This window comes from Macromonas bipunctata, assembly GCF_002837135.1.
In the GTDB taxonomy this organism is placed as follows: domain Bacteria; phylum Pseudomonadota; class Gammaproteobacteria; order Burkholderiales; family Burkholderiaceae_C; genus Macromonas_A; species Macromonas_A bipunctata.
In genome coordinates, this window is sequence record NZ_NWBQ01000041.1 from 1 (window position 1) to 16229 (window position 16229).

Below are 16229 nucleotides of genomic sequence, written 5' to 3' on the forward strand. Positions count from 1 at the left end.
GTGCCATGCTTGAGCTCCAGGTACTCGCCCAGCCACGCCTGGTGATCTTCGGCCCAGTCAGCGATCTCCACCCAGTTGTTGCAGCCGCACAGCACGGCACCCAGCGCCATAAAGATCATCTCGCGCAGGTCGTGGCGCTGCGCCGGCCCCGTGCGCGGGTCGGGCAACTCCGCGAAGGCTTCCCACAAGTCCATCTTTGGCTCCTTTTGACGGTTGGTACTCAAGGAGCCATTCTTTCATCTCACGCCAGCAGCGGGGGGAAAATTCAAATGCGATTGCCCTGTGACACGGCACTGGCACGGACGGGGTGGCGCCCCGCATCGGTCTGGGCAGGCGTTAGCGCGGCAGGTCGCTGGCGCCCATCAGGAACTCGTCCACCGCGCGCGCGGCCTGGCGGCCTTCGCGGATGGCCCACACCACCAGGGACTGGCCCCGGCGCATGTCGCCTGCGGCAAACACCTTGGGCACGCTGGTGGCGTAGCCGCCCACCAGCTCGGTGCTGGCCTTGGCGTTGCCACGGGCGTCCTTCTCGACGCCAAAGCCGTCCAGAATGGTGGCCAGCGGGTTGGTAAAGCCCATCGCCAGCAGCACCAGGTCGGCCTGGTATTCCTTCTCGGTGCCCGGGATTTCGACCAACTTGCCGTCCTTGAACTCCACGTTCACGGTCTTGAGGCCGGTGACCTTGCCGTTCTTGCCGATGAATGCCTTGGTCGAGATGGCGAACTCGCGCTTGAGCAGGCCGGCCTCGGCGCTCTCTTCGTGGCTGGAGCTGGTGCGCAGCTTGAGCGGCCAGTACGGCCACACCAGCGGCTTGTCTTCCTGCTCGGGCGGCTGCGGCATCACTTCAAACTGCGTGACGCTGGCCGCACCGTGGCGGGTGCTGGTGCCCACGCAATCGGAGCCGGTGTCGCCACCGCCGATGACGATGACGTGCTTGCCCTCAGCGCGCAACTGGCCCTTGAGCTTGTCGCCCGCGTTGACCTTGTTCTGTTGCGGCAGGAACTCCATCGCAAAGTGGATGCCCGCCAGCTCGCGGCCCGGCACCGGCAGGTCGCGCGACTGCTCGGAGCCGCCGGTCAGCAGCACGGCGTCAAAGTCCTGCTTGAGCTGCTCGGGGCTGATGCTGTCCTTGGCCCAGTTGGTGACCTTGGCCTCGGCAGGCAAGGTGCCCACCAGCACGCCGGTCTTGAACACCACGCCTTCGGCCTCGAGCTGCTTGGCGCGGCGGTCGATGTGCGACTTCTCCATCTTGAAGTCGGGGATGCCGTAGCGCAGCAGGCCGCCAATGCGGTCGTTCTTCTCGTACACGGTCACGTCGTGGCCAGCGCGGGCCAGCTGCTGGGCCGCCGCCAGGCCGGCCGGGCCAGCGCCCACGATGGCGACTTTCTTGCCGGTCTTGACCTTGGCCGGTTGCGGCTGCACCCAGCCGTTTTCCCACGCCTTGTCGATGATGGCGTGTTCGATGGACTTGATGCCCACCGCGTCGCCATTCACGTTCACCACGCACGCCGCCTCGCACGGTGCCGGGCAGATGCGGCCCGTGAACTCGGGGAAGTTGTTGGTGCTGTGCAGCACGGTGATGGCATTGTGCCAATCGCTGTGGTACACCAGATCGTTGAAGTCCGGAATGATGTTGTTGACCGGGCAGCCGTTGTTGCAGAACGGCGTGCCGCAGTCCATGCAGCGCGCGGCCTGCACCTTGGCCTGGTCGTCGCTCAGGCCGATCACGAACTCTTTGTAGTGCTTGAGACGCTCGCCCACGGGCTTGTAACCCTCTTCCAGGCGCTCATACTCCATGAAACCAGTGACTTTTCCCATGTTGATTCCTTTGCGGGGCGGCGCACCGCACTGGGGCCGCCCCGTTGTTTGAGTTGGTGGATTGAGCAGGCTTACTTGGCGGCAGCGGCTTTCTTGCCGTTGATCTCACCCAGCGCGCGCTTGTATTCGTTCGGGAACACCTTGACGAACTTGGCGCGCGACTCGGCCCAGTGGTCCAGCAAATCGCGGGCGCGCTTGGAACCGGTCCACTTCAGGTGGTCTTCCAGCAGCTTCTTGAGTTGCTCCTCGTCGGTCTGGCCACGGTGCCAGATGGCCGGGTCGATGCTGGCTTGCTGCTCGGCAGCGGGCAGCACCTTGTCCAGGCTCACCATGGCGGTGTTGCAGCGGCTGGCAAACTGGCCGTCCTCGTCGTACACGTAGGCCACACCACCGCTCATGCCAGCGGCAAAGTTGCGCCCCGTCTTGCCCAACACTGCCACGGTACCGCCGGTCATGTATTCGCAGCCGTGGTCGCCCACGCCTTCGACCACCGCCGTGGCACCCGACAGACGCACGGCAAAACGCTCGCCGCCCACGCCGCTGAAGAAGGCCTCACCCGTGGTGGCACCGTACATCACGGTGTTGCCCACAATGATGTTGCCGGTGGCCACGCCACGGAAGTCCAGACTCGGACGCACCACAATGCGGCCACCCGACAAGCCCTTGCCGGTGTAGTCGTTGGCCTCGCCAATCAGGTACAGCGTCACACCTTGGCACAGGAACGCACCGAAGGACTGACCGCCCGTGCCTTCCAGCTGGATGCGGATGGTGTCGTCCGGCAGACCCTCGGGGTGTACCTTGGTGATGGCACCCGAGAGCATCGCCCCGACGGAACGGTTGACGTTGCGTGCCACTTCCATGAACTGCACGCGTTCACCCTTGTCGATGGCAGCGCGGGACTTCTCGATCAGCTTGACATCAAGAGCCTTTTCCAGACCGTGGTCTTGCTCGGCCACGTGCAGGCGCGGCACATCAGCAGGCACTTGCGGCTGGGCAAACAAGCGGCTGAAGTCCAAGCCCTGCGCTTTCCAATGCTCAATACCCTTGCGCATGTCCAGCAGGTCGGAACGGCCCACCAGATCGTCGAACTTGCGGATACCCAACTGGGCCATGATCTGGCGTACTTCTTCGGCAATGAAGAAGAAGTAGTTCACCACATGCTCAGGCTTGCCGCTGAATTTTTTGCGCAGCTCGGGGTCTTGCGTGGCCACGCCCACCGGGCAGGTGTTGAGGTGGCACTTGCGCATCATGATGCAGCCTTCCACCACCAGCGGTGCGGTGGCAAAGCCGAATTCATCCGCGCCCAACAACGCACCAATCACCACATCGCGGCCCGTCTTCATCTGGCCATCCGCCTGCACGCGCACACGGCCACGCAAGCGGTTGAGCACCAGCGTTTGCTGGGTTTCGGCCAGACCAATTTCCCACGGACCGCCCGCGTGCTTGATGGACGACCACGGCGAAGCGCCCGTGCCACCGTCGTGGCCGGCGATCACGATGTGGTCGGCCTTGCACTTGGCCACACCGGCGGCAATCGTGCCCACACCCACTTCCGACACCAGCTTGACCGAGATGCTGGCAGCAGTAGCCACGTTCTTCAGATCGTGGATCAGCTGGGCCAAATCCTCGATCGAGTAAATGTCGTGGTGCGGCGGCGGCGAAATCAGGCCCACGCCCGGCACCGAGTAGCGCAACTTGCCGATGTACTCGGACACCTTGCCACCCGGCAGCTGGCCACCCTCGCCCGGTTTGGCGCCCTGGGCCATCTTGATCTGCACTTGGTCGGCAGAGGCCAGGTACTCGGCGGTAACACCAAAGCGGCCCGAAGCCACCTGTTTGATGCGCGAACGCAGGCTGTCGCCGGCCAGCAGCGGAATGTCGGCCTCGACCTGCTCGCGACCAATCACCGAGGCCAGGGTGGCGCCCTGCTGGATCGGGATGCCCTTGAGCTCGTTGCGGTAACGCGCCGGGTCTTCGCCGCCTTCGCCGGTGTTGCTCTTGCCGCCAATGCGGTTCATGGCCACGGCCAACGTGGCATGCGCTTCGGTGGAGATCGAACCCAGCGACATGGCGCCGGTGGCAAAACGCTTGACGATGTCCTTGGCCGATTCCACCTCTTCCAAAGCGATGGCCTTGGCCGGATCGACCTTGAACTCGAACAGGCCACGCAGCGTGAGCTGGCGCTTGGTCTGGTCGTTGATGATCTGGGCGTATTCCTTGTAGGTGTTGAAATTGTTGGCGCGGGTCGAATGTTGCAGCTTGGCAATCGCGTCCGGGGTCCACATGTGCTCTTCACCACGGGCACGCCAAGCGTATTCACCGCCAGCGTCCAGCATGGTGGCCAGCACCGGGTCGTCACCGAAGGCGGCCTTGTGGGTGCGGATGGCTTCTTCGGCAATGTCGAACACGCCGATACCTTCGACACGGGTCGGGGTGCCGGTGAAGTACTTGGCCACGGTTTCGCTGTTGAGGCCAATGGCTTCGAACAACTGCGCGCCGCAGTACGACATGTAGGTGCTCACGCCCATCTTGGACATGATCTTGGACAGGCCCTTGCCAATGGCCTTGACGTAGTTGTAGATGGCTTTTTCGGCCGTCAGGTTGGCGCCCAAATCGTGGTGGATGGCTTGCAGCGTCTCCATCGCCAGGTAGGGGTGGACCGCCTCGGCACCGTAACCGGCCAGCACGGCGAAGTGGTGGACTTCGCGCGCAGAACCCGTTTCCACCACCAAACCAGCGGTGGTGCGCAAGCCTTCACGCACCAAATGCTGGTGGATGGCCGACAACGCCAGCACCGCCGGAATCGCCACTTGGGTGGCGCTCACGTTGCGGTCGCTGATGATGAGGATGTTCTTGCCACCCTTGATCGCGTCCACCGCCTCAGCGCACAGCGAGGCCAGCTTGGCTTCCACGCCTTCTTTGCCCCAGCTCACGGGGTAAGTGATATCGAGCGTGGCGCTCTTGAACTTGCCTTGCGTGGTGGCTTCGATGTTGCGCAACTTGGCCATGTCGGCAAAGTCGAGCACCGGTTGGCTGACTTCCAGACGCAGCGGCGGGTTGACCTGGTTGATGTCCAGCAGGTTGGGCTTGGGGCCGATGAAGGACACCAACGACATCACGATTGCTTCGCGGATCGGATCGATGGGCGGGTTGGTCACCTGCGCGAACAACTGCTTGAAGTAGTTGTACAGCGGCTTGTTCTTGCTCGACAGCACGGCCAACGGGCTGTCGTTGCCCATCGAGCCAATGGCTTCTTCGCCATTCTGGGCCATCGGAGCCATCAGGAACTTGATGTCTTCCTGCGTCATGCCAAAGGCTTGCTGGCGATCCAGCAACGACGGCGACACCCGATCCACCGCACCAGCGGCGGACTCTTCCACCATCGGTTGCGCGTCGGCTTCACCGGGCACGGGCTGCACCACGTCGTCCAAACGGATGCGCAGGTTCTCAATCCACTGCTTGTAGGGCTTGCTGTTGGCGAGGTTGGCTTTGAGCTCCTCGTCGTCGATCATGCGGCCCTGTTCCAGGTCGATCAGGAACATCTTGCCCGGTTGCAAGCGCCATTTGCGCACGATCTTGCTGTCGGGCACCGGCAGCACGCCAGCTTCAGAACCCATGATGACGAAATCGTCGTCGGTGATGCAGTAACGCGCCGGACGCAGGCCGTTGCGGTCCAGCGTGGCACCGATCTGGCGGCCATCGGTGAACACCACGGAAGCCGGGCCGTCCCACGGCTCCAGCATGGCGGCGTGGTACTCGTAGAAAGCCTTGCGGCGCTCGTCCATGGTGGTGTGCTGCTCCCACGGCTCGGGGATCATCATCATCACGGCCTGGCTGATGGGGTAGCCCGCCATCGTCAGCAGTTCCAGGCAGTTGTCAAACGTGGCGGTGTCGGACTGGCTGGCAAAGCTGATCGGGTACAGCTTGCTCAGGTCATCGCCCAGCACCGGCGAGGACATCACGCCTTCGCGCGCCTTCATCCAGTTGTAGTTGCCCTTGACGGTGTTGATCTCGCCGTTGTGCGCCACGTAGCGGTACGGGTGGGCCAGCGGCCACTCGGGGAAGGTGTTGGTGGAGAAGCGTTGGTGTACCAGACCCAGCGCCGACACGCAACGCGGGTCTTGCAGGTCGAGGTAGTAGGTGCCCACTTGGTCGGCCAGCAGCAGGCCCTTGTACACCACGGTACGGCTGCTCATGCTGGGGATGTAGTACTCGTTGCTGTGCTTGAGGCCCAGCGCCGAGATGTTCTTGCTCGCGGTCTTGCGGATGACGTAGAGCTTGCGTTCCAGCGCGTCCTGCACAATGATGTCGCTGCCACGGCCAATGAAGACTTGGCGCATGACGGGTTCTTTTTCGCGCACCGCCGGGCTCATCGGCATGTCGCGGTTAACCGGCACGTCGCGCCAGCCCAGCAGCACCTGGCCCTCGGCCTTGATGGCGCGCTCCATCTCCTGCTCGCAAGCCAGGCGCGAGGCGTGCTCCTTGGGCAGGAACACAAAACCCACGCCGTACTCGCCGGCAGGCGGCAGGGCCACGCCCTGCTTGGCCATCTCCTCGCGGTAGAGCTGGTCCGGGATCTGGATCAGCAGACCGGCGCCGTCGCCCATCAGCGGATCAGCCCCCACGGCGCCCCGGTGGTCGAGGTTTTCCAGGATCTTGAGCGCCTGGCCGACGATGGCGTGGCTCTTGGCACCCTTGATGTGGGCCACAAAGCCCACGCCACAGGCATCGTGTTCTTGGGCAGCGTTGTACAGGCCTTGCTGTTGCAACACGGCGATTTCGGTGGACAGTGTCACGCCAAACTCCTCAGGCAGATAAATCAATGCGAACAGCATAAGGCATAGCAAGACGAATGCCAAGTGAAATAAATGGGGTCATAACCCATATTTAAGGTTTAGTTCATACGCTTGTCATAAATTAGGGACGGATTATTTTGTCTGACCACGACCCCACAGACGGCTTCGCCTGGCCTACACGTGGTCAACTCAAGTGGGTGGTGGTGCCACACGCGGACGGCCAGGGCGGGCCTTTTGCAGCCGTCGGGGGGTGCGCAAACCCAACCGCGCCAGAAACGCGGTATCGCCCAGTGCCCAGCCTTTCAAAGCGGCATCGGTCAACGCGCGCAGTTGTTCGCTGTCGATGCCGCGTTCCACGGCCTGTGCGTAGGCGGCCTCGCGGGCAAACGGGGTGTTGCCCAGTGTCCACAACACCGGGGGTGGCGTGAGCCATTTGTCGTGGCGCAACCCAATGTAGTGCGCGTGGCTGGACCACAGGTACGCTCGTGGTGCCAGCACCCAACCCGCACGCACCGGATTGAGGTCGATGTACACCATGCAGGGCAACAAAAAATGCTCTGGATCCAACACCGTGCAACGGTAGCGCCCTTCCCACAACGTGCCACTGCGCTGGTGCCGCTGGTTGAAACGGCGCACATAAGTGCGGCCCAACGACTGCATCAACCGCGACAAACCGCCCTCTTGCTGCGGCGTGAGCAACAAATGGACGTGGTTGTCCATCAACACATACGCATGGACATGCACCTGCTCACGTGGGGCGTATTCGGCCAACAACGCCAGCCACGTCTGACGGTCATGATCGTCCACAAAAATGGGCTGCTGGTTGTTGCCGCGCAACACCACATGGTGCGGCAGACCAGTCACCGTCAAACGGGGCAAACGCGCCATGTGCTCTCCTTACTGCACGCTCAAGCCGCGCCAGCCATGCGCTGGACTTGGCGTTGCAGCAACACCGCCAACGCCACGCCACACAGCGAGCACGCGCCCGTCACCCACCAAGTGTGGTGCCAGCCACCGGCCTGCACGGCCAACCACGCCACCAGCGGTGGCCCAAAAAATTGCCCCAGCGACGAACCTTGCTGCATCCATCCCACCGTGGTGGACACCGTGTGCGCGCTGGGTGCCAACCGCACCGCCAACCCGAACAACGTGCCGGGCACCAACCCGCCCACCGCCGAGAACAACAACACCGCCACGTACTGCCACAGCGGCCCGGCTTCGGGGCTGAAAGTCACGACCGCGCCCAGCGCCATCGTCAAATAGCCGACAACGAGCAACACACCTGGCGGCATACCGTGCGACAGCAACCGGCCCGCCGCAATGTTGCCCACCAGATTGATACCTGCCGCACCGGCGCTCAACACCCCCACCACCGCAGGCGACCAACCGGCTTGCGTGTACACCGTGGGCAAAAAACCCACCACCGCCAGCCATTGACCGGAATACATCAAAAATCCCAGTGCCACCAGCCACGGAGCACGCGAAGTCAACGTCAGGTGCAAACGCTGCCACATGGATTGCGACGGCGCACCGGGCTGTGCCGCATCCGGGGGCACATGCCGCCACAACAACATCGCAAACACCGCCACCAGCAGCGCCAACACCGCCCAACTGATGCGCCAGCCCAACGCCACATACGCCAATGGCCCGATCAACAACGCAGTGCCCGCCCCAATCGACATGTAGGAGCCCCAAAAACCCAATGCCCGGCTCAACACTTGGGGTTCATGCAGCAGGCGGCGCAACAGCCCCGGCGCGGGCAACACCGTCAACAAAAACCCCAGTCCTTCCAGCGCACGGGTCAGCAACAGCATCTCCACACTGCCCGACAAGGCCCCCAAGCCACTGGCCAATGCCAACAAGCCCAGCCCCCACAACATCACACGGCGCGGCCCCACGCGGTCGGCCAACATGCCGACGGGAGCCCCCAACAGCATGCCCGCCATCTGCACCAGCGCCAGCAGAAAGCCCGCCTGCACCAGCGTCACGCCCAGCGCGTCCTTGAGCACCGGAATGGCGGGCGGCAACTTGCCCACGTGCAGGGCGCCCACAATTCCGACCGCCACCACCAGCGCGGCCGCGCGCTCGGGGTTCAGGTGCCGGGCGGCGGGTGTCGTCGCAACCATGTCAGGCGGCGCAACAGGCTGCAATCACCTCGGTCACCAACGCATCGGGTGCGCCACACACTTGCGCCTGACCCTGGCCATTGACCAACACAAACTTGATCTCGCCCGCCTCGGCCTTCTTGTCCACGCGCATCAGCTCCAGGTAGCGTTCGGCGTTGCGCGCAGCATCCAGCACCGGCGCGCGCACGGGTAACCCCGCCGCCGCCACTAACGCCTTGAGCTGCGCCACCTGCTCAGCCGACAGCAACCCCAGCCGTTGCGACAGCGTGGCCGCCATCACCATGCCACAGCCCACGGCCTCGCCATGCAGCCAGGCGCCGTAGCCCAGACCGGCCTCGATGGCGTGACCGAAGGTATGGCCAAAGTTCAAAATAGCGCGCAGGCCCGATTCGCGCTCATCCTGCCCCACCACCTCGGCCTTGATCTCGCAACTGCGCTGCACCGCGCAGGCCAACACCGCCGCATCGCGCGCACGCAACGCAGACAAGTTGGCAGCGATCCAATCCAAGAACGCCAAATCGTAGATCGGACCGTACTTGATGACCTCGGCCAGCCCGGCGCTGAGTTCGCGCTCCGGCAGGGTGTTGAGCGTGTCCAGATCGCACACCACGCGCACCGGCTGGTAGAACGCGCCAATCATGTTCTTGCCCAGCGGGTGGTTGATGGCGGTTTTGCCCCCCACCGACGAATCCACCTGCGCCAACAACGTGGTGGGCACCTGCACAAACGGCACGCCACGCATGTAACACGCAGCGGCAAAACCCGTCATATCCCCCACGACACCACCCCCCAGCGCAAACAGCACCGTCTTGCGGTCACAGCCGTGGCCCAACAGCGCGTCAAAAATCAGGTTCAGCGATTCCCAAGTCTTGTACGCCTCACCATCGGGCAACGTCACCACATGCACCTGCGGATAATGCGGGGCCAACGCGGTCTGCAAGCGCGCCGCGTACAACGGGCCAACGGTGTCGTTGGTCACAATCACCGCCGCCGTGGCCTTGGGCAACCCAGCCCAAGTCTGCGGCTGATCGATCAAATTCTGGCCAATCAGGATAGGGTAACTGCGCTCGCCTAACGCAATCGAAACGGTGGCGGCGGAAATGGAAGAAGTGGTGCTCATGCGACAAGTTTAGGCGAAGGTGCAACCGGAGCGGACGGGACGGGCCACACACCGGCCAGCTCCAGCTGCATCAGGATCATGTTGGTCAGCGTATTGACCGACGGACGGCCCACGTCAATGGTGAAATGCGCCGCTTCGCGGTACAGCGGGTCGCGCTGCGCATACAGATCACGCAGACGTTGCAACGGATCGGCCACCAACAACAGCGGACGGCTGCGGTCGTGCTGCACGCGGCGGTACACCTCCTCGGGCGTGGAACGCAGGTACACCACTTGGGTGCGGTCGTGCAGCATCTGGCGGTTGACCGGACGCAGCACCGTACCACCGCCGGTGGACAGCACGCACGGCTGACCGCGCGTCAGTTCGTCGGTGATCTGCTGCTCGAAGTCGCGGAAACGCTCCTCACCCTCACGCTCAAAAAACTCCCGAATCGAACAGCCCAGCCGTTCCTCAATGACATGATCAGAATCAATGAACGGCAACTGCAAGCGCCGCGCCAACTGCCGACCGATGGTCGATTTGCCTGCGCCGGGCAGGCCTACAAGTGCAATAACCAAAACTTACCTCTGTTGGCAATCAGGGAGCTGGAACATCCACCGAGAAAGTGCTGGTTTTTGAAGCACCACCCGAAGTTACCGTGACAGAGAAATCAACAGATTCACCGACACCTGTACATTTTTCAAGCAATGCGGTGTGAATTGTGGGTTCGGTGCTGTTACCAATCACGCTGCCAGACAAAGTGGCCGCACATTTACCACCATCTGGCTGACGCACCTTAACGGCAATTGTTGCATTTGCGGGTAATGGATTGCCGTTCCAGTCTGCCAAACGGACGCTGATGCCTGTATTAGCACACGAGCTGACTTGGGTTTGGTACTTACCCAGTATCGTGTCGTCGTATTTTTTTTCATTCCCGGCCACGGAATGTCGACAGGTTCCTACCTGTTGTGCAGACGGAAAGCCAATTTCCCCACCAGAAAACACCACAGTGGCGGCACGCCGTACCTTGTGGATAGTGTAGTAACGCATAGTACCGCTGCCATCATCAGGCTTGACCCCACTACCATTCCACTGGCTGTTACAGGTATCCTGCACAGACATTACATCATTCATAGGAGAATTTTTTGCATTCTCACCAGCAATACAAGACAGACTACCTACAGCATCTTTCGATACAGAATAAGTCACTTCACCATCATTGGTATTTACAATTGCATTGGCAAATGACACGTTAAACTCCCCATCTTCGGTTTTGTCAAGATATGGTTTACCCAAATCTTCAAACAGTTCCCCGGGGTCATATCGGTTATTATTGTTGGAATCCACGAATGACTCCTCACCATCAGCCATTGCCAGCACCGTCACCCGGCCCGGACGGAGTTCTCCACCGGTAGTACCCCGAGGCCGGTAATCCTGTCCGATCAGTTTTACAGTACAGGAGCCTTTGCTGATGATGCAACTGCTGCTGCCATCGGAATTAATCTGTCCACCTTCGGTCACAAAGGTGACAGGGGTGCCATCCGGCACCGGATTGCCCTGACGGTCGGCAGCGAATACCGAAATGTCGATGGTGTTGCCGCTAAAGGTATCGGTAAAACCGGCACCAACGTGGAAGTTAGGTTGCGAAACCGCCAAGTCGAAGAACCGCTGCGTCGGCAAACCCGTTTGTACCGTCAGAATATTGGAATCGGTGTAGATACCACCATCGTCGAGCTGGGCACGCACCTGTACGGTGGTGGGCTGGGTACCACCACAGACTGAGAACGTTACCTCACCCGTGCCAGCCGCTGAAACGCCCGATGTGCTGGCCTCGCAGAAGTTGACTCCACCCGCATCCCCTACCAGAGATACAGATACGTTCTTGCCCTGCACCGGCTGACCGTTGGCATCCACCACCTTGAAAGTCAGTAGCGAGGAGCGTGTACCCGGCGAGTCTTGCTGGTAGATGATCGGCGGATTGGCGCTGACAAACCGCACTCCAGTCACGGGCGGGGCAGTCACACTGTAATTGCCTGCGACAGTGGTTGCACCTGTGGTGGCCGCCCACACCGTGCAGTAGTCGCCGGTGGCGTTGGTCTGCACCACCGCGCTGGCCTTGCCCGCGTTGTCCACCAGCGCACTTTCGGGTGAAACGGTACCGCAATTGCTGGTAAAAGCCACCGCCACGGAGTTGGATACAGCGTCCTGACCATTGACGCTAACCTTCACGCTAACATTGACCGACTGCCCCTTTTGCACAGGTTCTTGTGTGAAAGGAGGCTCAGGAGGCTCAATCTTGAGCTCATTCAGAACAACGTTGCCGGCATTGATCTGCAAATCAAAGGTTTGGGTGGCTTCCTTGCCATCCACGTTGGTCTTAACAGTAGCACGCACGGCCCCTTGTGAGGACACCGATTTAGGTGTCAAGGTAAACCGGGCAACGCCATTGGCATCGGTCAGAATGGTTCCCGACACGGGCGATAGAGCAGCCAATTCGACACTGTCAAGTTCCACAGTAACACGCTTGTAGGTCAGGGCCTGACCCTGAGCGTTTTTCAACGTGACTTGCAAGGTGCGGGTTTCAGTTTGTGAGAGCACAGGAGCAGTTAGCGGCGTGCCGCTCGCATCCAACAATTGCACACCCAACACAGGCAAACTGGTGTCAGTAGATCCTGTTCCAGTAGTCCCGGTATTGCTACCCGTGCCACTGGAAGGCGTACCGGCATCACCCCCACCACCACCACAAGCGGCCAACACTGCCAGTGCCAACGCCGAAAAAGTTAATTTTAGTTGTGTCATGTACTGCATTCCGTCTCAGGGTATCTCAACGCAACGCACCGCGCTCGCTGACCACTTTGGGCGTTAAAAACACCAGCAATTCCTTCTTGTTGGCGATGCGGGTCTTGTTGCGGAACAAGGCGCCCACAGCGGGCAGGTCGCCCAGCAGCGGCACTTTGGTCACGTTCTCGGTTTCTTCCGATTCAAAGATGCCGCCAATCACCACCGTGCCGCCGTTTTCCACCAGCACGTTGGTCTTGATGCGCTTGGTGTTGATGGCACGCTGGCCGTTAAGGATCTCGCCCGGCGAGTCCTTGCTGATTTCCACGTCCAAAATAATGCCACCCTCGGGGGTGATTTGGGGCGTGACTTCCAGCTTCATGACCGCTTTTTTAAACTGCACGTTGGTGGCACCGCTGGAAGTAGCCGCCTGGTAGGGGTATTCCGTCCCCTGCTCGATCGCGGCCTTGGTCTGGTCGGCGGTGATGACGCGCGGGCTCGACACCACCTGCCCCTTGCCGTCGGCCTGCAACGCCGAGATTTCGAGGTTGAGGAAGCGGTTGGCGCTCGGGCTGAACAACGACAGCGCAAAGGTGGATGCAATCGCACCGGGCAAGCTGGCCGGCATGTTTACGAACGAGGTGCTGTTGGTGTTCATGGCAATGCCAGCGTTGGCGGCATCGACCGAGAAGTTGCTGCCAGGCACCTGCGAGGTGGCGTTGACGCTCTCGGTGGTGGTGTTGGTGATGGCGTTGTAGCTGCCGCCAATGGCAATGCGGTTGCCACCGCCCACACCGTAGCCCGCCTCACCGCCGCGCACGCCGCGCAAATCGGCCCCACCCAGGCGCACGCCCAGCGACTTGCCAAAGGTGTCGTTGGCCTCCACGATGCGGGCCTCGATCATCACCTGGCGCACCGGGATGTCGAGCTTGGTGATGAGCTCCTGCGCCTGCGTCAGGCGCGACGGGATGTCGGTGACGAAGAGCTGGTTGGTGCGCATTTCCGGGATCACGCTGCCGCGCGAGGTCAGCATGCGCGCCAGCGCGGCGTTGCTGCCGGTACCGGTGCCGCCAAAGGACGAGCCGCCTGCGTTGTTGCCACCGGGGATTTCGCCGCGCAGCTGGGCCGCAATGTCGGCCGCCTTGGCGTAGTTGAGCTGGAACGACTGCGTGCGCAGCGGCTCCAGCAGCTCCACCTGGGCGGCGGCCTCGTAGTCCATCTTCTCGCGCGCGGCCAGCTCGTCTTTGGGCGCCACACGGATCACGTTGCCCACCTTGCGCATGCCCAGCCCCTTGGCCTGCAGGATGATGTCCAGCGCCTGATCCCACGGTACGTCTTTCAGGCGCAGCGTCAGGTTGCCGGTCACGGACTCGGAGGTGACGATGTTGAAGTTGGTGAAATCGGCAATCACTTGCAGCAGCGAGCGCACGTCAATGCTTTGGAAGTTGAGCGAGAGCTTTTCGCCGGTGTAGCCCGGGCCCTGGCTGAGCTTGTTGGGGTCGGTCTTGGGCTCGCGCACCTCCAGCACCAGCTGGTTGTCGCTCTGGTAGGCGCTGTGCTCCCACGCGCCCTGGGCGTCGATCACCATGCGCACGCGGTCGCCAATCTGGGTGGTGGTGATGGCCTGCACCGGGGTGCCGAAGTCGGTCACGTCCAGGCGGCGGCGCATGCCTTCGGGCAGGCTGGTCTTGGCAAATTCCACCACCAGCTGCTTGCCTTGCTGGCGGATATCGACCCCCACCTGGCTGCTGGCCAACCCCACCACCACGCGGCCGGTCTTGTTGCTGCCCAGGCGGAAGTCCACGTCCGACAGCGGACGCACGTCGGCGGCGGTACCTTCGGCAAAGCTGCCACGCGCGCTGCCCAGCGCCACTTCCAGCGGGCTGGCGCTGCGCGCGGCGCTGGCGTTGGGCTCCAGCCACACCAGCAAGGCGTTGCCGTCAAGTTCGGTGCGATACTGCGCGGCCTGGTTCAGGTTCAGCACCACGCGCGTGCGCCCGGCGGCTTCCACCACCTGCGCCGAACGCACGTTGCCCTGGTTGAGCGCAATCTGCCCCAGCGCCAGCGGGTTGGTGGCCCCGGCAAAGTCCAGCGCAATGCGCGCGGGCTGCTGGATAACGAACCCGGCGGGCAGCTGCGCCAGCGGCTCGCTGGTCTCGATGCGCACCACCTCGCTGCCCGCCTGCGTGCTCACGCTCACGGCGCGGATGGCCAGCTGCGCGTGCGCCAGCCCCGCCGTCCACAACGCCGCCAGCAAGGCGGGCACGGCCAGCGTGCGCGACCAGTGGCGCTGCTGTGCCCCCGGTTTTTGCCAAACGTGGGTCATTTCTTGTTTCCTTCTGTCGTCGTAGCCTCTTGCAGCGGCAGCGGGGTCGTGCGTTCTGTCCATTCGCCGGTGTCGCTTTGCACAATCTCGCGCAGGGTGATTTCGCTGTCGCTGATGCGCACCACGCGGCCATAGTTGGGCCCCAGGTAGTTGCCCACCCGCACCGAATACAGCAGCGCCCCCACCCGCACCAGCGCGGCGCGGTCCTGGCCCTTGGCCAGCGTACCCACCATGGCCATCGCGTCCAGCGGCTCGGCCTCCAGCGGCTCCTTGGGCCGGTTGAGCTCGGCTCGCAGCACCGCGTCGTCCCCGCTCTGATCGGCCTCGCGGCGCAGGGCTGCGCTGAGTTTTTCGTCGCTGAACGGCGACAGCGCCACCCCGCCCTGGTAGGGTTGTGGCACAAAGCGCACCGGCTCAGGCACGGGCTCCAGCTTGGGCGCGGCGGTGTTGCGCTGCTGCTGCAGCCAGGTTTGCAGATCGTCGGGGCCTTGCACACTGCAGCCGGCGCACAACGCCACCACACAGGACGCCACGCCACGGCTCAACATGCGGGGCGCGTTCATTTCTTCTGCCCTTTCCTGGCCTTGTCGGCCTTCTGGCGCTCGTTTTGCTGCGCCAGCAGCTCCTCGGGGTCGAGGTAGCGGAAGGTCTTGGCGGTGGTCTCCAGCGTCAGCGCGCCGGGGCGGTTGGGGGCCGGGGCCAGCTGCAGGTTGTTGAGCGTGACGATGCGCGACAGGCTGGCAATGTCGGCCGCAAACTGGCCAATCTGGTGGTAGTCGCCCGTGACCTTGACCGCAATCGGCAGCTCGGCGTAGTACTCCTGCACCTCGATCTTGCCGGGCCGAAACAGCTCGAACTGCAGGCTGCGCGCAATGCCCGCCTGGTTGACGTCGGAGAGCAGCGCGTCCATCTCGGCCTTGCTGGGCAGCTGCTTTTCCAGCTGGGTCACGTACTGCTGCACCTGCTGCAGCTGCTGCTTGAGCGCGCCCAGGTTGACCGCCTGGCGCAACTTTTGCTGCACTTCCTGCTTGAGCTGTTCCTCGCGCTGGCGCTCGGCTTGCAGCTGGTCTTGCAGACCACTGAGCCAGGCAAACCACAGCCCGCCCAGCACGCCCAGCGTGGCCAGCAGCAGCAGGCCGTAGCGCGGCAGCGGCGGCCAGCCTGAGGGGTCGTTCGGATCCAGCCCGGTGAACTGCTCGCGCACCTGGCACTGCAGCGTGGGCCAGTCCACACGGGGCAGCTGGATGTGGGCCATCTTGGGCATGGTGTGTGTGTCCTCCGTGTGG

11 protein-coding genes are annotated in these 16229 nt (G+C 62.6%); all 11 read right to left on the minus strand.

Translation table 11 applies throughout. From position 1 onward, the window contains the following. Positions 1–194: transposase family protein (locus CON76_RS06200; protein WP_240592785.1), on the minus strand; the 194-nt coding region annotated here is incomplete at its 3' end. Between the two features lie 142 nt (positions 195–336). After that, positions 337–1818: a glutamate synthase subunit beta gene (locus CON76_RS06205; protein WP_101102504.1), complete on the minus strand. Its 1482-nt coding sequence runs from the start codon at positions 1816–1818 to the stop codon at positions 337–339. Positions 1819–1889: 71 nt separating this feature from the next. Further along, a complete protein-coding gene (locus CON76_RS06210) occupies positions 1890–6614 on the minus strand; it encodes a glutamate synthase-related protein (protein WP_101102523.1) in 4725 nt (1574 codons plus the stop codon). Positions 6615–6803: 189 nt separating this feature from the next. After that, a complete protein-coding gene (locus CON76_RS06215) occupies positions 6804–7502 on the minus strand; it encodes a transposase (RefSeq protein WP_101102505.1) in 699 nt (232 codons plus the stop codon). A gap of 20 nt (positions 7503–7522) precedes the next feature. After that, positions 7523–8740 (minus strand): MFS transporter, encoded by a 1218-nt coding sequence (locus tag CON76_RS06220; RefSeq protein WP_101102506.1) that lies wholly within the window; start codon positions 8738–8740, stop codon positions 7523–7525. A 1-nt stretch (position 8741) separates the two neighbouring features. Further along, positions 8742–9860, minus strand: coding sequence for a 3-dehydroquinate synthase (gene aroB, locus CON76_RS06225; protein WP_101102507.1), 1119 nt, complete (start codon positions 9858–9860; stop codon positions 8742–8744). After that, positions 9857–10417 carry a shikimate kinase gene (locus tag CON76_RS06230; protein ID WP_101102508.1) on the minus strand — a complete coding sequence of 187 codons (561 nt, stop codon included), beginning with the start codon at positions 10415–10417 and terminating at the stop codon, positions 9857–9859. The genes aroB and CON76_RS06230 overlap by 4 nt, the downstream gene beginning before the upstream one ends. A gap of 19 nt (positions 10418–10436) precedes the next feature. Further along, positions 10437–12638: a hypothetical protein gene (locus CON76_RS12820; protein ID WP_145995356.1), complete on the minus strand. Its 2202-nt coding sequence runs from the start codon at positions 12636–12638 to the stop codon at positions 10437–10439. Between the two features lie 25 nt (positions 12639–12663). Next, positions 12664–14943 carry a type IV pilus secretin PilQ gene (locus CON76_RS06235; protein ID WP_101102509.1) on the minus strand — a complete coding sequence of 760 codons (2280 nt, stop codon included), beginning with the start codon at positions 14941–14943 and terminating at the stop codon, positions 12664–12666. After that, entirely contained in the window at positions 14940–15506 is a 567-nt protein-coding gene (locus tag CON76_RS06240; protein ID WP_205758193.1) for a pilus assembly protein PilP, read from the minus strand. Before CON76_RS06240 ends, CON76_RS06235 begins: the two co-directional genes overlap by 4 nt. Beyond that, a complete protein-coding gene (locus tag CON76_RS06245; protein ID WP_101102525.1) occupies positions 15503–16198 on the minus strand; it encodes a type IV pilus inner membrane component PilO in 696 nt (231 codons plus the stop codon). The genes CON76_RS06240 and CON76_RS06245 overlap by 4 nt, the downstream gene beginning before the upstream one ends. Positions 16199–16229 lie beyond the last annotated feature (31 nt).